The 20,279-nt window shown below is 44.7% G+C and carries 17 protein-coding genes; 2 read left to right on the forward strand and 15 right to left on the reverse strand.

Annotation, left to right across the window (positions count from 1 at the left end; all coding sequences use genetic code 11):
• Nucleotides 1-23 precede the first annotated feature (23 nt).
• The 8 genes from CHH91_RS07070 to CHH91_RS07105 all read right to left on the reverse strand — a co-directional run bounded on the left by CHH91_RS07070 (nucleotide 24) and on the right by CHH91_RS07105 (nucleotide 6,856).
• Nucleotides 24-485: a CBS domain-containing protein gene (locus CHH91_RS07070; protein ID WP_095222742.1), complete on the reverse strand. Its 462-nt coding sequence runs from the start codon at nucleotides 483-485 to the stop codon at nucleotides 24-26.
• Between the two features lie 108 nt (nucleotides 486-593).
• Nucleotides 594-1,571 carry a ring-cleaving dioxygenase gene (locus tag CHH91_RS07075; RefSeq protein WP_095222743.1) on the reverse strand — a complete coding sequence of 326 codons (978 nt, stop codon included), beginning with the start codon at nucleotides 1,569-1,571 and terminating at the stop codon, nucleotides 594-596.
• 292 nt (nucleotides 1,572-1,863) lie between these two features.
• Nucleotides 1,864-2,385, reverse strand: coding sequence for a DUF2812 domain-containing protein (locus tag CHH91_RS07080; RefSeq protein WP_095222744.1), 522 nt, complete (start codon nucleotides 2,383-2,385; stop codon nucleotides 1,864-1,866).
• Nucleotides 2,382-2,648 carry a PadR family transcriptional regulator gene (locus CHH91_RS07085; RefSeq protein ID WP_095222817.1) on the reverse strand — a complete coding sequence of 89 codons (267 nt, stop codon included), beginning with the start codon at nucleotides 2,646-2,648 and terminating at the stop codon, nucleotides 2,382-2,384. The genes CHH91_RS07080 and CHH91_RS07085 overlap by 4 nt, the downstream gene beginning before the upstream one ends.
• Before the next feature lie 302 nt (nucleotides 2,649-2,950).
• Nucleotides 2,951-3,277, reverse strand: a complete 327-nt coding sequence (locus CHH91_RS07090; protein WP_286160711.1) for a bh protein — start codon at nucleotides 3,275-3,277, stop codon at nucleotides 2,951-2,953.
• A gap of 203 nt (nucleotides 3,278-3,480) precedes the next feature.
• Nucleotides 3,481-4,962, reverse strand: a complete 1,482-nt coding sequence (gene dacB / locus CHH91_RS07095) for a D-alanyl-D-alanine carboxypeptidase/D-alanyl-D-alanine endopeptidase (protein ID WP_176465711.1) — start codon at nucleotides 4,960-4,962, stop codon at nucleotides 3,481-3,483.
• Nucleotides 4,963-5,090: 128 nt separating this feature from the next.
• Nucleotides 5,091-5,858: an exodeoxyribonuclease III gene (locus CHH91_RS07100; RefSeq protein WP_095222746.1), complete on the reverse strand. Its 768-nt coding sequence runs from the start codon at nucleotides 5,856-5,858 to the stop codon at nucleotides 5,091-5,093.
• A 26-nt stretch (nucleotides 5,859-5,884) separates the two neighbouring features.
• Nucleotides 5,885-6,856 carry a quinone oxidoreductase family protein gene (locus CHH91_RS07105; RefSeq protein ID WP_095222747.1) on the reverse strand — a complete coding sequence of 324 codons (972 nt, stop codon included), beginning with the start codon at nucleotides 6,854-6,856 and terminating at the stop codon, nucleotides 5,885-5,887.
• Nucleotides 6,857-6,975: 119 nt separating this feature from the next.
• Here CHH91_RS07105 and shc point away from each other — a divergent pair, with 119 nt between their 5' ends.
• On the forward strand, nucleotides 6,976-8,838 hold the full coding sequence (gene shc, locus CHH91_RS07110) for a squalene--hopene cyclase (protein WP_095222748.1): 1,863 nt from the start codon (nucleotides 6,976-6,978) through the stop codon (nucleotides 8,836-8,838).
• Here the strand turns inward: shc and CHH91_RS07115 are convergent.
• The 4 genes from CHH91_RS07115 to CHH91_RS07125 form a co-directional block, all read right to left on the reverse strand.
• A complete protein-coding gene (locus CHH91_RS07115; RefSeq protein WP_095222749.1) occupies nucleotides 8,835-9,629 on the reverse strand; it encodes an SDR family oxidoreductase in 795 nt (264 codons plus the stop codon). The genes shc and CHH91_RS07115 overlap by 4 nt on opposite strands.
• A 14-nt stretch (nucleotides 9,630-9,643) precedes the next feature.
• A complete protein-coding gene (locus CHH91_RS21195; RefSeq protein WP_286160712.1) occupies nucleotides 9,644-9,772 on the reverse strand; it encodes a hypothetical protein in 129 nt (42 codons plus the stop codon).
• 65 nt (nucleotides 9,773-9,837) lie between these two features.
• A complete protein-coding gene (gene proB / locus CHH91_RS07120) occupies nucleotides 9,838-10,929 on the reverse strand; it encodes a glutamate 5-kinase (protein WP_095222750.1) in 1,092 nt (363 codons plus the stop codon).
• A gap of 118 nt (nucleotides 10,930-11,047) precedes the next feature.
• Nucleotides 11,048-12,121 carry a branched-chain amino acid aminotransferase gene (locus CHH91_RS07125; protein WP_095222751.1) on the reverse strand — a complete coding sequence of 358 codons (1,074 nt, stop codon included), beginning with the start codon at nucleotides 12,119-12,121 and terminating at the stop codon, nucleotides 11,048-11,050.
• Between the two features lie 213 nt (nucleotides 12,122-12,334).
• On the opposite strand from CHH91_RS07125, the gene CHH91_RS07130 reads away from it, so the two are divergent.
• Nucleotides 12,335-12,643, forward strand: a complete 309-nt coding sequence (locus CHH91_RS07130) for a DUF948 domain-containing protein (RefSeq protein WP_095222752.1) — start codon at nucleotides 12,335-12,337, stop codon at nucleotides 12,641-12,643.
• A 37-nt stretch (nucleotides 12,644-12,680) separates the two neighbouring features.
• Here CHH91_RS07130 and CHH91_RS07135 read toward each other — a convergent pair whose 3' ends face one another.
• The 3 genes from CHH91_RS07135 to gltB all read right to left on the reverse strand — a co-directional run bounded on the left by CHH91_RS07135 (nucleotide 12,681) and on the right by gltB (nucleotide 20,195).
• Complete coding sequence (locus tag CHH91_RS07135) at nucleotides 12,681-13,976, reverse strand: globin-coupled sensor protein (protein WP_176465712.1); 1,296 nt, start codon at nucleotides 13,974-13,976, stop codon at nucleotides 12,681-12,683.
• A gap of 171 nt (nucleotides 13,977-14,147) precedes the next feature.
• The gene (gene gltD, locus CHH91_RS07140; protein WP_095222754.1) at nucleotides 14,148-15,632 is read right to left on the reverse strand and encodes a glutamate synthase small subunit; all 1,485 of its coding nucleotides are present in this window, start codon (nucleotides 15,630-15,632) and stop codon (nucleotides 14,148-14,150) included.
• A gap of 15 nt (nucleotides 15,633-15,647) precedes the next feature.
• A complete protein-coding gene (gene gltB / locus CHH91_RS07145; protein ID WP_095222755.1) occupies nucleotides 15,648-20,195 on the reverse strand; it encodes a glutamate synthase large subunit in 4,548 nt (1,515 codons plus the stop codon).
• Between the last annotated feature and the right edge of the window lie 84 nt (nucleotides 20,196-20,279).

The following is a 20,279-nucleotide window of genomic DNA, read 5'->3' on the forward strand; positions in this document are numbered from 1 at the left end:
TCTTTTGAGTCAGTGCTTTACCATCAAAGAGCGTTCAGTAAGTTAGAATGAATCGTACGCAGAACATCACCGCGGCTGATTACCCCAACAACTTGCTTTTGGTCATTCAGAACCGGTATCTTTTTAAACCGGTGTTTTGCCAGAATGTTCACGACTTCTTCCATTTCGTCCTCTTCATGGACGGTGACGATTCCTCGTTTTTTAGCAAGATTCAATATAGGATGATCTTTTAATTCATCAACAATTTTATCTATTTTCTCTGCTTTAAAGCTTACAGTCAACAAATAGTTGAAGACGACTGTATCCTTCGGCTGAATCCCCCGCAGAATATCTCCGTCACTGACGACGCCTACAATACGCCGGTCTTTATCCAGTATCGGCATTCCGCTGATCCGCCGGTTAACAAACGTCTCTAAAACCTGCTTGACCGTATCGTTTTCGCCCGCTGCTATTACATCTGTTATCATGAAGTCTTTTGCTTTCATAAAAAAGCCTTCCTTCTGTATGGGATGAATGCTACATCTTTATTATACGCTTACCTGACGAAATCTGCTAAAAAAAAGACATCTGCTACATAAGCAGATGTCGGTTTATCATTCTTTTTCAAGCTGTTTTGTGCTGCGTACAGTATCGATCGGACGGACAAGCTTTTCGATTTGGTCACGTTTTGGCTCCAAAAATGGCGGCAAGGAAAGTTTTTCTCCTAGCGTTTCATATGGTTCATCACCCATGAAACCAGGACCGTCAGTCGCAAATTCGAATAAAATCCCTGGTGCTACTCTGGAATACAGCGATTCGAAGAAGTGTCGATCCACATATCCGGAAGTTTGGAATTGGAAGCTATGCATCCGTTCAATCCATTCCTCTAATACTGCTCGATCCTCGACACGGAAAGCAGCATGGTGAACTGTGCCAAATCCTTGTCTTCCGTCTGGCAGAATTGTATTGTGCTCAAGAACGATACTTGCACCATTACCGCCTTCTCCTACTTCATACAAATAGTAGGACCCTTCCTGGGCAACTGGACGGAAAACAAGTACTTTTTCGAGCATTTCCTTGAAATAATCAATATGTGCCGTCCTGACAAAAATCGGACCGAGCCCTGTGATAGCAAACTCCAAAGGTACAGGACCGTTCTGCCATGGTGTTCCAGAAGCCACACCTTCATCATTTTCATCGCTGATCAGCTGATATTGCTGTTCGTCGAAATCTTCGAAAGATAAAGTCTTGGTTCCAAACTGCTCTTTGATACCATGATGCTTTACTTCTAGACGATCGAATCGTTTTACCCAATAATCCAGGGCAGCATCGGATGGCACGCGGAATGAAGTTTTGTAAATTTCATTCGTGCCATGTGTACCCTTCGGTATGCCAGGGAAATCGAAGAACGTCATATCTGTTCCTGCGCTGCCTTTGTCATCCGCGAAAAACAGATGATATGTTTGGATATCATCTTGGTTCACTGTTTTCTTAACAAGACGCATGCCAAGTACATACGTGAAGAATTCATAGTTTTTTTCTGCACTGCTCGTAATTGCCGTTACATGGTGAATACCTTTTAAATGATTCATCTTTATCACTCCAGCCTGATGATGGAATTACCTCGAATTCGAGATAAATACATTATGACGTACTCTCTCTGTGATGTCAAATGGATAGAAATCAAAGAAAAGCCTTCATATACTTCAATTACATCAATTCATTTCAATTTTTGGCTTAATTGAAGTTATTTTGTATTTTTATTAATTTTTCTTTTTTTGCTTCTTCGGCTCCTACGGTCGTTTTCGACGGCATTTCACTTTTCTTTCAATTTCTATCCAAAACAATAGAGGTTATTCTTTCCGATCAGAATAACCTCTATTTCTATATTAAAATCTCTTTTAGCTTCTTTGCTTTTCTTCTTAGCATATAAACACCAAAAATACCTATTATAGCTATTGGAGCAATGGTTCCCCCTATCCAGAAAGGTATATGGCTTGGATTCGTAATTGCCGGCAACCAGAAAGATAGCACATGCATTGCAAGAATAAATAAAAGATAATTAGATAAACGTATGTATTTAGCAGCTCTTGAATGGACATCTGTAAAAATCTCTAATTTATCTGTTCCATCATCCTTTTTGCAGAAATAGTACCAGCCTCCAAAAGAACTGACCATATGCCATCCATCCATTTCGAATAAATCGAAATAACTTTTGTCAGGAATGCCTAGTCTGTAATCCAGCTGATAAACTAGTTTCAAAGGTGCTGCAGCTTTAAAGGTGTACGTGAACCATCTGTATTGTTCAAGCACCCAGCCTTCCTGTGCCATTTGCTGGAGCCAAACCTCTTCTTTCTGGTCTTCCCATGCCCAAAATATTTTTCTTACCTTCTTTCTCTCTGTCATATTTCTCCTCCTAACTGTTTTTCGCTGATTTCAACAAGCTTGCGAAGCCGCTCATATTCAGCGAATAATAACCTTCTGCCGTTATCCGTCAGCTGATAAGACTTTCTAGTATCCTTCTGCTCCACTTGTGTGATCAACCGAAGCTTCTCTAATTTGCGGAGCGCTCCATAAAGTGTCCCTGGGCCAAGCTTCACTAACCCCTCACTGATAACTTCCACCTCTTTCATTATGCCGTAGCCATGCAGCGGCTGCCGCAGCACCATTAAAATGTAGTAGGTGGTATGCGTTAAAGGCAGTAGTTCCTCTGTTTTCTTCAATTGTTATACCTCCTTTGTTATATCGACATGCGATATATATCGTGTGTCGATATAATACCATATATTATACATTTCAGGTTATCGATAATTCTTATACCCAAGCTAATATGATGATAAAAAGACTTCAAAGGAAAGTGTGATTTTGAATAGAGTTATATATTCGGTACTACTACAAAGTTTCCTTATCGAGAGCTTCCGTCTTCTGCAAAGGACAAAAAAACAAGCGCCAGAACATATGTCCAGGCGCTTTACCAATGCTTGACATCCTTGAAATCCCGCATGATGATGCGCGACTCTTTAATGTCTTGATATAATCGATATGGCTTGCTCGCTAGCCGGATGGGCAGCGTAAAGAGAAATTGGCTTAGGTCATCTTTATACTCCGTCGTCATTCGGGAAGGTTTTGAAAGAATGCGATTTTGCCATTCTTCCTTGAATTCTTTTTGCAGATCCAGTCTGACATCGATAGCATGATGGCATTGCGTACAGCAAATGGTTTTGAGCTTATCATTGATGTACGTAATCGTAAATGGAGACTCCTCGCGACAATGGATACAATATAACTCTGCTTCCATGCGGCTTTGTTTCACCGTTTCCTAATATCTAGATTCAGAAACCAGAAACACACAGTGAGCGACTTCATTTCCAGAGCAGGATAAGACCGTCTGCTCTGAGCTTCCTCGCTTACTTCTGTGTTCCTACAAGATTTCTTCTGCTTTTATTCCCTTCCTAATTAGAACATTTCGCTGCCCGCTTGCTGATATCCTGTCTATAACATTCAATTTGTATGCATACTTTTCAACTCTTCATAAACAATTTTCAATATCTGGTCTTCTATCAGAGGTCCTTCCTCTTCATCCAACAGTCCGTTCAGCAAAATAGAGAAAACTACGTGTTCCCCTGATTTTGTTTCCATATATCCCGATAACGAACTAACGCCTGTCAGTGTGCCCGTCTTTGCATTTATCTTTCCAGCGAGCTCTGTGTCAACAAAGCGATTACGAAGTGTTCCGCCGACCATGCGTTCCGACACACCTGCTACAGGAAGCGATGTTTTGAACGCCGGATACCAAGACTCCTGTTTTACTTGTGTAAGCAGGGTTGTCAGTTGCCTGGCAGTTATACCATTTACATGTGACAGACCAGACCCATCTCTTATGACCATTTGTCCCGTTGGCAGCTGTTTTTCACTCAGATAATGTTCCATCTGATTGATACCATCTTCCCAGTTCCCGGCTTTTCCTCTGCTTCCGATATGCTTAAGGAACATTTCGGCATGTCCGTTATTGCTTAGTTTCATGAACGGAAGAAGCAGTTCTTTGAGCGGAGCAGATTGCTTCCGCAGAAGCTCGGTTCGATTCGCTGGTGCTTTTGCAGTTTTCGCTGTACCTGTGACCTGGATACCGGATGCTTTCACATAATCTTGAAACAGGTGCAAAACATATTCTGTTGGTTCCCAGACCGCTACCCATTCCTGCTCGCTATCGCCTGTTGCAATCGAGCCAGAAATGACAATATCATTCGTTCCATGTATTCGTTTCACTTCTAATTCCGCTTCTTCATTACCGGATACAATAACAGCATCATTTTGTATCGATACATAATCTGTTTCCGGAACGACATGAACCGACGGTTTCCCAGAAGACGAACTTGCTTCTACCATGACCTTCACTGTTCCCGTATCATGGTCACTATCAGGCGCTGCTGTCAGTGCACTGATTGCTGCTCCATAATAAGCTGATTCATCTTTCCATGTTGTATCTTCACTGTAACGCTCCCGATCAAAATACGTATCGTCCGCAACGATATCACCATTAATCTTCTTTATCCCTAATTCATGCAGCTGACTTGCAAGCTGCTGTACATCTTCATATGTAAGGGAAGGGTCTCCTTTACCAATCAAATACACGTTTCCATTGAGCTGCCCGTTCTTTACTTGGCCATCTGTTGCAACTATCGTTTCGAACCTATGCTCTTCCCCTAATTCATCCAGTGCTGCTGCTGCAGTCAGAAGCTTCATATTGGATGCAGGGCGCATACGCTGGTCAGCACTCTTTTCAAAAATTGTCCTACCTGAATGCTCTTCTGTAATATGGATTGCAAAGGCAGCTCCTTGCAGCTGTTCTTCACTGGCCAGATATTCTGATAATCTATCTTTCATCCTATCCTCTTTTCCGGCTACGCGGACATGCGTATGGGGTACCATACAAGCAAAAAGCAGCAGTCCTGCGGTTAAAATCCGCATAACTTTGCGAATCATCAGCATCTCTCCTTATTGCATATCCTACTTAACCTGCACGTTATAATGTATGTGTATGTACCCTATCTTAGTGTAACAAACTATCAGATTATTTAAAATATTGTTCGGATCATAAAGAAAAGACACCATCACATGGTGTCTTCATCCTTTATATACAAGCATACCGGACAATGGTCGCTGCCCATTGTATCAGCATGTATCTCTGCTTCTTGTATTTTGTTTTTCCAACGTTCAGAGACGATAAAATAATCGATACGCCAGCCGATGTTCCTTTCTCTTACTTTATTCATATACGACCACCAGCTGTACGCGTCCTCACGGTCCGGATAAAGGTATCGGAAACTATCTACAAAACCGGAAGCAAGGAGGACAGTCATCTTTTCCCGTTCTTCTTTCGTAAAGCCGGAATTGCCGTGATTTGTCTTATGGTTTTTCAAATCTATTTCCTGATGGGCAACATTCAAATCGCCGCATAAGATGACAGGTTTCCGGTTATCCAGCTCCTGAACATAAGATAATATCCTATCTTCCCACTCCAGACGCTCAGCCAATCGTGCCAAATCACGTTTGGAATTCGGTGTATACACCGTAACTAAATAGAAATTGTCATATTCCAAGGTAATGATCCTGCCCTCAGGTTCAATAACGCCCTCATCCAGTCCATATGTGACATGGAGAGGTTTATGCTTCGTGAAAACAGCCGTACCTGAGTACCCTTTGCGCTCTGCGTAATTCCAATATTGATAATATCCTGGCAGATCTAATTCAATCTGGCCATCCTGGAGCTTCGTTTCCTGCAAGCAGAAAAAATCTGCATCTTGTTCCTTAAAATAGTCAAGAAAGCCTTTCTTAACACAAGCTCTTATTCCATTCACATTCCATGATACCAACTTCATTTCTCTATTTCCCCCGTTGTATGTCTCTAATCTGCGATGCGCAGAATGATTTTTCCTGCATGTGTCCTGCTTTCCATTAGCTGATGCGCCTTACTCGCATCCTCGAGGTTGAATTCTTGTATGCTTGGGAAAGTGATATCTCCCATCTCCACAAAACTGATAACCTGTTCAGCGATGTGCTTTAAATCTTCTGGTCGTTTCTTACGAGTCGTCCCTAAGCTATAGCCGAGCAATGAACGGCAGCTTGCGTGGACATCTGATGTTTTTATAGAACCAGCAGCACCGCTAGCATTCCCGTAGTTTACTAATCTACCATAAGGCGCGAGACACGTAAAACTCTCTTCCATTACAGAGCCTGCTAGCGAATCTAAAATGAGGTCGGCTCCAGCTCCATCGGTCAGGCTTTGGACTGACTCTGATAGATTATCATAAGTAATACAATGATCAGCACCTAGCTTCAAAGGCAAATCCGCTTTATGATCTGTGCTCACTGTCCCTATTATTTTGCCAGCACCTAGCTTTCTTGCGAGCTGAACCAATGTAAGGCCTGTCCCGCCTGATGCAGCATGAATAAGCACTGTTTCTCCGTTTCCTAGTCTCCCAACGCGCTCGAGAAGCATGAAGGATAAAAAGGAAGGAACCGGACAGGCAGCAGCAACAGCTGTATCAACTTGATCTGCAACTGGATAAACGAGCATTGCATTTGCTATGGCATACTCCGCATAAGAACCTTCTTTTACGAATGCAATAACTCTTTCTCCAACTTGAATCCCTTTGACATCTTGTCCTACCTTATCAATGATTCCAACAGCATCCAATCCAAGTATGCCTGGATTGGATGCTCCTTTCATGCCTTTCCGCTTTTTTATATCAGCAAAATGAACACTCGCTTTTAACACCCTTATCCTTACTTCACCTGCTGATGGCTCAGGCACAGTCACTTTTTTGTATTCCAATACATCCAGACCGCCTGTACTTGCCGCTACAATTGCTCGCATAATAAGCCTCCTATTAACTGGGACATAGATGCAAGAGTCATAATCAGCTATTCTATGCATATTTTATCATATTGCAGTATATTTTCCGTTCAATAACTCTCGGGAAAAGGAGCTGTATCATGAGCCAGGTCAACATGGAAGATGTGAAGATGGCAATTGAGAAGCGTATAAGTAAGCTTGAAGAGCTACAGCAGGAGGATGGATCTTGGCGTATGTGCTTTGAAGGTGCAATTTTGACAGACTGCTTCTATATAATCACCTTCACTTCTTTCGGCAAAGAACCAGATACTGTAGAGAAGCTGAAAGTCCATTTATTAAAAAAGCAGCGGGACGATGGCAGCTGGACAGCATATCCTGGCGAAAGAAACGGCAACTTATCGGCTACTGTATTGGCTTATGCTGCACTGCGTTTTTCTGGAGTCACCGCTCAAGAACTGCGGGCAGCAGAACGCTTTATCAGCACGAACGGAGGGATTAACAAAGCCCATTTTATGATCCGCTTCATGCTGGCAGTGCACGGGATGATACCATGGCCGCCTTTTTTGAAGTTCCCTATGACCGCGCTGCTTGTACCGACCACATTCCCAATAAATTTCTTTCAATTCAGTTCTTATGCCAGAATCCATTTTGTACCGATGCTGCTTTTGCTGAATAAAAAGTTTAAACGAATCAGCCGGCATAGCGTTCAGCTTGAGCATTTATTGTATGAAGATGAATGGGATGATTTAACGGAGATTCGATCGCCCTTTCGTACCATCACAGATGAATGGAGCCGTCTCGCCCGTCTGCCGGCCCGTCTGCACCGTGCCGGCTATAAATATGCGGAACAATATATGGGAGAAAGAATCGAATCAGATGGGACTCTATACAGCTATGCAAGTGCCACTTTCTTCATGATTTACGCTTATCTAGCGCTTGGATATGAAGAAAACAGTCCAAAAATACAGCAGGCATTAAAAGGCATACACGGACTTGTCAATGAGAACTGTAACGGTATCCACGTCGAAAATTCAACATCAACAGTTTGGGATACCGCTTTACTCAGTTATGCACTTCAGCAGGCAGGCGCCCCTGCCAAACATCATATGATTCAATCAGCCAATCATTATCTACTGCAGCGGCAGCATGTTAAGAAAGCAGATTGGCAGATTCATCAGCCCGGTACAGAGCCTGGCGGCTGGGGTTTTTCAGATATCAATACAAATCATCCAGATAACGACGATACATCTGCCGCACTTCGAGCCCTCACAAGGCAGGCACGCCATGACCTTACTGTTAAGCGAGCTTGGAAAAAAGGATCAGATTATCTGTTGGCGATGCAAAATAAAGACGGCGGCTGGGCAGCTTTCGAGAAAGATACAGACTGGTGGGTATTAGGTAAGCTTCCGATTGAAAATGCAGAAGATGCTGCCATTGATCCTTCTACTCCGGATTTGACTGGCCGGGTGATGGAATTCCTTGGAACATATGCAAGTTTGAAAAAAGATCATTCCAGTATGAAAAAGGCTGTCCGCTGGCTTTATAAACACCAGCAATTAAATGGTTCATGGTATGGCAGATGGGGAGTATGTTATTTGTATGGGACGTGGGCTGCTTTGACTGGTCTTGCAGCAGTTGGTGTAAAACCGACAGAAAAGCATATAAAGCGTGCTGTAAATTGGCTGAAAGCCGTCCAGCATGAGGATGGAGGCTGGGGAGAATCGTGCCGAAGTGCTGAAGTAGGAACATATGTAGACTTGCCGATTAGTACGATTGTCCAGACTGCTTGGGCTGTTGATGCCTTAATAGCCAGCGGCGAACAGGATAGTAAGGAGGTACAGCAAGGCATCGCTTTTTTGTTATCAGAGCCTCTGCTACAAACCTCGATTGACTATCCTACTGGAATTGGTCTTCCTGGACAATTTTATATTCGCTATGAAAGCTATCCGCATATCTTCCCGCTGCTTGCATTAAGTCATTACCGAATCAAAGCAAAGTCTTAACCAATACTTTTGACCATTCCGCCATCCACGACGAAAGCTTGGCCGGTAATATATGAATTGGCAGAAGAGCATAGGAAAACGGCCATGTTGGCAAATTCTTCAGGCGTACCGTATCTTCCCATCGGGATAGTTGCTTGGCTTTGCTGCTGAACGTCCTCCAAGCTTTTGCCTAGTTGATCAGCAGTCTTCTGATCCAGCTGATCGACTCGATCGGTATGTATTTTTCCAGGACCAAGCGTATTGATCAGGATATTGTCTGGTGCCAGTTCTTGCGAAAGAGATTTCGCCAAGCCGACAATCCCTGCACGGAATGTATTTGATAACAGCAAGTTATCGATTGATTGCTTAATGGAAGATGAAGCGATATTAAGAATATGGCCGCCTCCATTTTCCTTCATGATCGGAGCTGCAGCTCGAATGAAACGGACGAAACTCAATAGATTCAGTTCGAAAGCTTGCTGCCAGTCTTCATCGGCGAAATCCATTAATTTACCGGCCGGTGGTCCGCCAGCATTATTAACAAGAATATCAACTGATCCGGTATGCAGCTTAGCTGCCTCGACTGCGCGGATGATATCTTGTGCATCCGTTATGTCACAGACCGAATAAGCAACAAGATCACTCCCGGATTCCTTCGTTATTTCATCTCGTGTCTGTTTAAGTGCTTGCTCATTACGGCTGACAATATGAACAGAGGCGCCCTCCTTGGCTAATCGCAAGGCTGTCGCCTTACCCAGCCCTTTGCTGGCTGCTACGACCAGTGCTGTCTTGCCTTTTAATCCTAAATCCATATGATGATCACTCCTTAATCTGCTGCTTTTGCGATTTTACTTCTGATCCAGCGAGCTGCTGTTTCCTCCGGGATCTCGTATGTACCGCCTTCGCGAAGCAGTTGATTTTTATACATTGTTTGGACAAGCATGATTACTTTCATCATTGCCACTCCTTTCTGGTCTTCATTATACACCCAAGCCGCCAAGCAGGCAGGCTTGGCGGCTTTCATAGGAATACAATATAATTTCGATGGACTACAGCTTTATGCCAAACGGAAGACGGATCAGTCTCGCGATTTGTGAGCATTTCGCGCAAATCAGCAGATGAAATATCACTGATACCGCGGGCGATTATATCTCCATCTGTTGTCTTGATTTCCACGACAGCGGACGTGGAAAAAGTGCCATGTACTTCTGTGATTCCAATCGGAAGCAGACTTTTCCCATGCTCAAGCAAAGCTTCTGCTGCACCTGAATCGATTATAAGGCTGCCAGTCGCTCTTGCATGATGCGTGAGCCATTGCTTCGTTTTGCGCTGCACCTCTGTTGCTTCGTCTCCTATATAGGTTCCTGCTCCATTGTCTCGGGCAATCTCAAGCAAGGTCGATTGCTCATTCGTTGTACCGATGAATACAGGCACCCCTAACTCAAGCGCAGTTTGAGCAGCCAGTACCTTTGAATACATGCCGCCCGTACCGACCTTGGAACCGGATGTCTGTTCAATGGAAGCCTGCATTTCTGGAGGAATCGCGTCCAGACGCTGATATCGTTTCGCATCAGGATAAGTATTTGGGTTCTTATCGTAGATACCGTCCACATCTGTAATTAGGATCAGTAAATCAGCTTTCACGAGTCCGCTGACATAAGCAGACAGCATATCATTATCACCAAATGTCAGTTCTCGTATGGATACTGAGTCATTTTCATTGATTATTGGAATGATATTGCGCTTCAGCAGCTCCTGCAGCGTATTGTAGCTGTTATGATACTGATCGGCATTTGTAAAGACATCCCGCGTCAAAAGCAGCTGCGCACATTTCATATCATGTTTGCCAAAAGCTTCCGTATAAGCTTGGACGAGCAAACCTTGTCCGATTGCAGCCGCGGCCTGTTTCCCTTCGATCGTCACCGGTCTTGATGGATATCCCAGCTGACGGAATCCTGCTGCCACAGCACCTGATGATACAAGTATCACTTCATGTCCTTCTTTGATTAACGCTGCTATTTGGTCCGTATGCTGGCGAATCTTTGATTCACTCATTCCGCCGCCCGATTCAGAAAGCATGCTAGAGCCTATTTTTACAATTATTCTTTTCATCTTCCATTCACCTTTTCATCTAACAACTCATTTTAGTAACGATTATATAGTAAAATAGCCCAAGCTCCTAGTCTCAAAGCTAAAAACCTCCACCGCTATGTGTGGAGGTTTTTCTAAGTTAGTTGACTTCGACTGTCCAGCCGAATGTATCTTCCAGCTCACCTTTTTGAATGCCGACGATCGTATCATAGACACGCCTTGCAACTTCACCAGTGACGCCATTATTGATCTCGTACGTTTCGCCTTCATAGAAGAGCTTGCCGACTGGGGAGATGACTGCTGCTGTCCCAGTACCGAACGCTTCTTCCAGTTTGCCTTCTTTCTGCGCTTGAACCACTTCCGCAATAGAAACACGGCGTTCTGTTACTGGATAACCCCAATGTTTCAGCAACTGCAGGACACTGTCGCGTGTAACTCCCTGAAGGATGCTGCCGTTCAGCTGTGGTGTAACAATCTCGCCATCAATTTTAAAGAATACATTCATACTCCCTACTTCTTCGATGTATTTCTTCTCGACACCATCCAGCCAAAGTACCTGAGAGAAGCCAGAGGCGGCTGCCACTTCTTGCGCCTTAAGGCTTGCAGCATAGTTTCCGCCGGTTTTCGCATCGCCTGTACCGCCTTTGACTGCACGTACATAGTCATTCTCCACTGCAATGCTTACCGGGTTGATACCTTCTTTGTAGTAAGCCCCTACAGGAGATAGAATGATGATGAACTTGTAGCTGACAGATGCAGCTACGCCAAGGAACGGCTCCGTCGAAATGATGAACGGACGGATATAAAGTGAAGTTCCTTCTGCAGTCGGGATCCAATCTTTCTCGACCGAAATAAGCTGTCGCAATGCTTCTAGCGCTAATTCTTCATCTAATCGTGGAATGCACAGTCTGTCGTTTGAACGATTCATACGTTCAAAGTTTTTATCCGGACGGAACAGCAATACTTTTCCTTCCTTGGTTACATAGGCTTTCAAGCCTTCAAAAACCGTCTGGCCATAATGGAAACACATGGCTGCCGGATCCAATTCCAGCGGTGCGTACGGTACGATCTGTGGATCGTGCCATCCTGTATCGACTGAGTAATCCATCGTGAACATATGGTCGGTGAACACCTTACCGAATTGAAGCGTGCTTGCTTCCGGTTTCTGTTTTAAATTTTCGCTGCGTGTAAATGCAAAGGTTTGTTGTTTCAAAGCTAGGACTCCCTGTCATTTAAGATTTTCTTTCTCTTTTCCAGTTGAATTGTTCCTAATGATAGAATATTGCGACAACAATATCTTATCAACAGATTATATAGGAGTTTGCGAACAGTTTCAACCTAAAATTTTAACAAAACTGCATTCTGTATGTTAGGATAAACAAAGATAAGGGAAAAGAAAAGCACATACATAAAGGAGGGACGGCGCATGGAAACGGGTACAATCATGTGGATCATCTGCGGTATCATTGTTATCGGCGCACTTGCAATCGCTGCTGTTATGATCATGAAAGCTGTTAAATCAATGCTCGCAACAAAGAATAAAATCAATAAGACAATGGCACCGATGCAAGCGGATATGCAGACAATCAAGCAAGAGCAGACAGTTTTGCAGCAGCATCAGAAAGAAATCCAGTCTAATGTTCAATCGATTACGGAAGGTTCGAAGACGGTTATTTCTTCCATTAAACAAGCACCTTCTGCATTGAAAGAGCAATTCAAACAAACACAGTTTTAAGACAAACAACCAGCAGTCATTTGACTGCTGGTTTTCTTTATGCTTCCGTAAGTTCATTCAATTGGCGCAGTACGGTTTCTGCCTGTTGCATAGCACCTTTCACATCCATAAGCTCCCCAGTGAATTCCTTGATGCTTTCTTCTGTACGGCTGCTTATTTGTTCATTACTATGTGAATGCGTCATGATATTCTCAAACTTTGTCGTAACATTCCCCAGCTGTTGCGTACCATTTGCAATCAAATCCTCTGCTGTCTCCATGAATTTGCTCACATTATTAATCTGGGAATGCGTATCTTGAATCAGCGCTGTTACATCGGAAACAGATGATTTCGTTTCTTCCGCCAGTTTCCGGACCTCGCTCGCTACGACGGCAAACCCTTTCCCTTGTTCACCTGCCCGTGCCGATTCAATCGAAGCATTAAGAGAAAGAAGGTTCGTCTGTTCAGCAATACCTTCCACTAACACTACAATACTGCCTATCTTAGCAGCTGCTGCCTCCAAATCAGTTAGTTCCTTTTGCACCATATCCATTTGCTCGCCGATTCGGTGCATCCGCTGCTGCTGGGATGCCAGACCCGCTTGTCCTTGTTCAGAATGGTTCACCACTTCTTTTGCTGTCTGTTTTGTTTCATTACTCTGTTGGGTCAATGTTGCTGAGAATGCAACAAGCTCTTCGACAGCTCGGTTCACCTGCAGGAATATGCTTGTGAGGCTCTCGGAGGTAGCTTGGATTCTTTCATATAATGTATCCTGCTTCTCGATATGTTCAATATGTACACGTTCATGTTCTGTATTATAAGCATCCAACACAATTTGCTGTTCTATGTTAAAGATCTTTGTTGTGGCAAGTACGGCTGAGCGGTAGGCTCCGAAGTCATGGAGATGCTGTTCGAATATGGATAGCATCTGCTGCAGGAGATCCTGGAAAGCTCCCATATACCACTTTGGTTCCAGTCCAATTTTTGCATGAATCAACGCGATACGTTTGCGTTTCTCTACATAATCAGCATCCACTTTCCCATCAAACATTTCCTGTATATGCCGCTTAAGCGTCTGCTTCAATCTTTCAACGGAACTATTGCTTTCAATGATTGTGAGCAAATTGTTCTGATTGGTGATGTTTTGATAAAAACGGCTGACGATACTTTCAATCTCCGAACATACTAGTGGCTGTAATCCTGTTAAAACGCGCAAATCATCTTCTGACAGATGAATCATATCAAGCTGTTTTTTCAGTTCGCCTTCAATCTTCAATGTTACGTTTGCTTCTCTAGATAAATTAGTTTGTTCCACTTTTTCTGCATTTCTCTCTTTTTTGCGTTTCAATAACATGCTGATCCTCCTCGATGAATCCCCCATTCCTTGTATATCGGTTGAATATCAATAATTTGAAGGCGTTCTTCCAAAATACTGGCAGGAGATCTGACAAGTTGCTGGCTTGCGTTCCATTATGGCTGCATAATAAAAGCAGAACCTCCGTTAAACGGAAATTCTGCTTGATATTTAAGGTAAGACAGTCTCACCCATAAGCTGAAGATCAACCTGTTTGGCAACGTCCCTGCCTTCGTTGATAGCCCAAACGATCAGACTTTGTCCGCGGCGGGCATCGCCGGCAGCGAATACTTTATCGACATTCGTGCGATAATCTCCGTAGGCTGCTTCTACGCGTTTGTTTGGTGTTACATTAACACCAAACTCTGTAAGCAACGGCGTTTCAGTACCTTCGAAGCCGATGGCGATCAACACAAGCTCAGCAGGCCATACTTTCTCAGATCCTTCAACTTCCTGGTAAACGAACATGCCTTTCTCATTACGTACTTTCTGCATATCGATTGTATGCAATTCCTTAAGATTGCCTTGCTCATCCTTGACGAATTTCGTTGTCTGGATAGAGTATTGGCGCGGGTCTTCCCCGTAAACCGCTTTTGCTTCTTTATGCGCATATTCCAAACCGAATACGTGTGGATACTCCGGCCATTGGTTATCAGCACTGCGAGCAAGCGGCAGCTGTGGGTGTTTCCCGAATTGCGTAACGCTTTTTGCGCCTTGACGGACAGCTGTAGCGATACAATCCGCACCAGTATCTCCGCCGCCAATAACGATGACATCTTTGCCAGCTGCATCGAACTCCGGCTGAACAGCTTGTATCTCATCAAGCAGAGCTTTTGTCGAAACGGTCAGATAATCCATTGCAATATGAACACCTTTGGATTCTCTTCCTTCGATCACAAGATCGCGCTGCTGTTGAGCTCCAGTACAAAGAATGACAGCATCGTATTGGTCACGAAGCTCTTCAGCAAGGATGTCCTTGCCGATTTCTGTATTCAAAACAAAGTCGATACCTTCCTGACGCAGTAAGTTGATACGACGTTCCACGACTTCTTTTTCCAGCTTCATGTTTGGAATACCATACATAAGCAATCCGCCAGCACGATCAGCACGCTCGTATACGGTTACTGTGTGCCCAGCTTGGTTCAGCTGATCCGCACTAGCCATACCGGCAGGTCCAGATCCGATAATTGCGACCTTTTTACCCGAACGCTTTTGTGGAATGCGCGGTGTAATCCAGCCATTTTCAAAGCCTTTATCGATGATTGCACGTTCTATATTCTTGATGGCAACTGCAGGATCGCTGATTGCTACCGTACAGGAACCTTCACAAGGAGCCGGGCAGACACGGCCAGTGAATTCAGGGAAATTATTCGTCAGCATCAATCTTTCTAATGCTTCTTTCCATTTCCCCTTGTACACAAGGTCGTTCCATTCCGGAATCAAGTTGTAAATAGGACAGCCAGATGTAGCGCCGCCAATCTCCATACCGATGTGACAGAACGGTGTACCGCAGTCCATGCAGCGGGCTCCTTGTGTCTTCAGCGTAGCATCAGAGAAAGGAGCGGCGTATTCGTTCCAGTCCCGGGTCCGTGTCTTTGGATCGCGTTCATTTGCTTCTTCTCTTTTGTAGTCGATAAATCCGGTTGCTTTCCCCATACTTCCACCTCTTTCTTAATGTACTGCTGCAGGTTTCTCGGATTCTTTTACTGGTTTTGGCTGCTGGTTTTTCAATACGAATGCTTCCATGACAGCCTCTTCCTGCGATAGTCCAAGTTCACGCTGTGCATCGATTTGATGCATCATGCTACGGTAATCGATTGGAATAACTTTTACAAAGTATGCCAGTTCTGCTTCCCAGTTTTCCAGGATGAAGGATGCTTTTTCACTATCTGTGTAAGCAGCATGCTTCTCGATCGTGCTGCGAAGCTCCGCAATTTCCCTCTCATCAGACAATTGTTCAAAGTCGATCATTTCTGTATTGCAAAGCTGTTTGAATGCTTCCCGATCAGCCGTATGAATGTAAGCAATTCCGCCCGACATTCCCGCAGCAAAGTTTTTGCCAACTTCACCAAGTATGACAACTTTACCGCCAGTCATATATTCACAGCCATGCTCTCCGATTCCTTCTACAACAGCTGTTGCTCCACTATTTCGGACAGCAAAACGTTCACCTGCCATACCGTTGATATATGCTTCACCAGAAGTCGCTCCATACAATGCAACATTACCGGCAATAACGTGCTGAGCAGCGGATACTTGGAATCCAGCTGGTTTCTTGACGATCAATTTCGCGCCGGACAAACCTTTACCGACATAGTCATTGGCATCTCCCGTAACTTTCAAGGTCATACCCTTCGGTGTAAATGCACCAAAGCTCTGGCCTGCTGAACCATTGAAATGCAGATTAACAGTATCTTCCGGAAGCCCTGCTTCAGCAAATTTCCTGCTGATTTCACTGCCAGCAAGTGTTCCGGCTACACGGTTGATATTGCGGATTGGAAGCTCCAGATTCACTTGCTCCTTGCCAGATAATGCTTTTTCAAGATGCGGCAGGATATCTGTCGTATCCAATGCGATATCGATCTTATGGTTCTGCGGCGTATTGTAAGTCCGAGCTCCATCGATCTGATGCAGCAATCTGCTTAAATCCAGCTGTCCTGCTTTCCAATGCGATTGTGCTCGTTCCGAAACTTCAAGTACATCTGTACGGCCGACCATTTCCTCCATTGTGCGGAAACCAAGCTCAGCCATGATTTCTCTTACTTCCTGTGCGATGAATGTCATGAAGTTTACGACATGATCCGGGTCCCCCATGAATTTCTTACGAAGCTCAGGGTTTTGCGTCGCGATACCAACTGGACATGTGTCGATATGACAAACACGCATCATAACACAGCCAAGAACAACTAATGGCGCTGTTGCAAATCCGTACTCCTCTGCTCCGAGCAATGCTGCCATGACAACATCACGGCCAGTCATCAATTTACCGTCAGTCTCCAAACGGACACGGTCACGCAAACCATTCAGCATAAGTGTCTGGTGTGCTTCCGCCAATCCGATCTCCCATGGCAGACCAGCGTGCTTGATGCTAGTTTTCGGTGATGCTCCTGTTCCGCCGTCATAACCACTGATGACGATGACATCTGCGGCACCTTTTGCTACACCGGCAGCAATTGTGCCGACGCCGCCTTTGGCAACTAATTTAACACTGATTCTTGCATCGCTATTCGCATTTTTTAAGTCGTGGATGAGCTGAGCCAGATCCTCGATGCTGTAGATATCATGATGCGGAGGTGGAGAAATCAAACCAACTCCTGGAGTCGATTTTCGAACGTCTGCAACCCATGGATACACTTTCTTTCCTGGCAGCTGTCCGCCTTCCCCAGGTTTTGCACCTTGCGCCACTTTGATTTGAAGCTCATTTGCCTGCACTAGATAAGAGCTCATAACTCCGAAACGGCCAGAAGCAATCTGCTTGATGGCACTTCGGCGTGAATCTCCGTTTTCATCTAGCCTATAGCGCTTCGCGTTTTCGCCACCCTCACCACTATTACTTTTTCCGCCTAGACGGTTCATTGCGATGGCCAATGCTTCATGTGCTTCCTCACTGATCGAGCCGAATGACATAGCACCTGTCTTGAAGCGTGTCACAATGCTTTCAACCGATTCGACTTCTTCAAGCGGAATCGGATTGGACTTCTTGAAATCGAATAAGTTACGAAGGAAACCGAGCCGTTCTTTATCGGCAGCTTCGGTGTATTCCTTGAACAGCTCATAGTTATCACGGCGGCATGCCCATTGTAGCGTATGGATCGTTTTCGGGTTGAACGCATGATGCTCGCCGTTTTTACGCCATTGGTATTCACTGCCTGTTTCCAAGGCTGTGGTTGTTGATTTATAAGCTGCATGGTGGCGTTTTTTCGCTTCTTCAGCTATCGTCTTTAAGTCGATTCCATCAAGCTGGGAGGTTGTTCCTGTGAAGTACTTGGAAATAACACCATGACTGATACCGACTGCTTCGAAAATTTGTGCGCCGCGGTAGCTTTGTACGGTACTGATGCCCATCTTGGACATCACCTTGACAACACCCTCAGTCATTGCTGCTGCATATTGTCTGACGGCTTCCGGATAAGTCAGCGCGATATCGCCATTATCAATGCTTTCCTTCAGGGTTGCGTATGCTAAATATGGATGAATAGCATCAGCACCATAACCTAGAAGCGTAGCCACATGATGCACTTCGCGAACTTCTCCGGCTGATGCAATCAAACTGACCTTCGTGCGAAGACCTTTCCGTACAAGATGCTGATGCAAGCCGCTTACAGCAAGCAAGGTTGGGATCGGAACATAGATATCAGACATGAGGCGATCTGTCAGCACGAGTACACTGACACCTTTGCTGATCGCATCCTCTGCTTCCTGGAAAATTCGTTCCATACTCTTCTTCAGATTTTCTCCGAACAATGTATGAATTTCCTGCAGCTTGAAATTGCCGCTTGGTTCAGAAACTAGTTGTTCCAGCTGATTGTTCGTAATAACTGGTGAAGCTAACTTGATCCGTCTGCAATTCGTTTCATCCGGATGCAGCAGATTGCCTTCTTTTCCAAGATAAGATAGCGTGCTTGTAACGATTTGTTCCCGATAAGCATCAATCGGCGGGTTCGTTACCTGAGCAAACAGCTGCTTGAAATAAAAGAACAATGATTGCGGGCGGTCAGACAGCACGGCTAACGGTGTGTCATTCCCCATAGCCCCGATTGGGTCTTTGCCTTCTGATACAAGCGGAACAATATACTTCTGCACATCTTCATATGTGTAACCGAAAGCTTTTTGTTTTGTAATAAGGTCTTCAACAGCGCTATCGTCAGAAACAGTCTGATCATGGAGTTCCACAATGTTCTCATCCAGCCACTGCTGATAAGGTGCTTCTGCTGCCATTTCCTGCTTTATTTCCTCATCAGGAATCAAACGGCCTTGCTCCATATCCAGTAGAAGCATCTTGCCAGGGCTAAGACGATCTTTCAATAGGACGTTCTCTTCTTCTACATCAAGCACACCTACCTCTGAAGATAGGATGAGATGGTCATCTTTCGTTACGTAATATCGTCCTGGACGCAGACCATTACGGTCAAGAACCGCACCAATTTGTTTTCCATTCGTAAATGAAATGGCTGTCGGGCCATCCCATGGCTCCATCAATGTGCTATGATAAGCGTAAAAAGCGCGTTTTTCCTTATCCATATAGGGGTTCTTATCCCATGGTTCAGGAATCATCATCATCGCAGCGTGAGCCGGTTTACGGCCAGCAAGCACGAAGAACTCAAAAGCATTATCCATGATGGAAGAATCGCTTCCGTCTGTATCAAGAATCGGCAGGATCTTTTCTGTGTCTTTGCCGAATGCTTTCGATACTAACTGCTTTTGGCGGGCACGCATCCAGTTGACGTTCCCTTGCAGTGTATTGATCTCTCCATTATGAATCAGGTAGCGGTTTGGATGGGCCCGTTCCCAGCTTGGGAATGTATTTGTACTGAAACGGGAGTGTACAAGTGCAAATGCACTTTCGAATAATGGGTCCTGCAAGTCCAAGTAGAACTGATCCACTTGCACAGAAGTCAGCATTCCTTTATAGACGATCGTCTCACTGGAGAAGCTGGCAAAATACAAATGCTGCTGCATTTCTTTCGCTTCGTTTTCCGCCTGTTTGCGGATGACATACAGCTTACGCTCGAATGGAAGACCTTTTTCTGTGTTCTCTCCTTTGCCGACGAAAAGCTGACGGACGAAAGGTTTTACATCCTTCGCCATGATGCCGATGTGCGTGTCATCGACAGGTACCGTGCGCCAGCCGATTACGTGCTGACCTTCTGCTTCTACAAAGGCGGTGATTTTACTTTCCAGCTCTTCCTGCTGAGCATCCTGTGTGTTGAAGAAAATCATGGCAACGCCGTATGAACCAGGCTCCGGTAACGAAAATTCAGTCTTTTCGGAAAAATAACGGTGTGGCAGCTGCACCATGATACCCGCTCCGTCCCCTGATGCAGGATCGCTCCCTTGCCCGCCGCGGTGATCCAGCTGACACAACAGCTGTAATCCTTTTTGGACAATATAATGGGCGGCTTTACCTTTCATATGCGCGTACAAACCGATTCCGCACGCGTCGTGCTCAAATTCCGGTCGGTATAAGCCTTGTGCTTTTGGTAGGAAATGAAATGCCATTATTAATCCCTCACTCTCTGTCTCGAACCGACATGTTGTCTTATTAAACATTGTAGGTTTTCTAATTGATCGAAACAATATATA

The sequence above is a fragment of the Virgibacillus sp. 7505 genome, from assembly GCF_002272135.1.
In the GTDB taxonomy this organism is placed as follows: domain Bacteria; phylum Bacillota; class Bacilli; order Bacillales; family Amphibacillaceae; genus Terribacillus.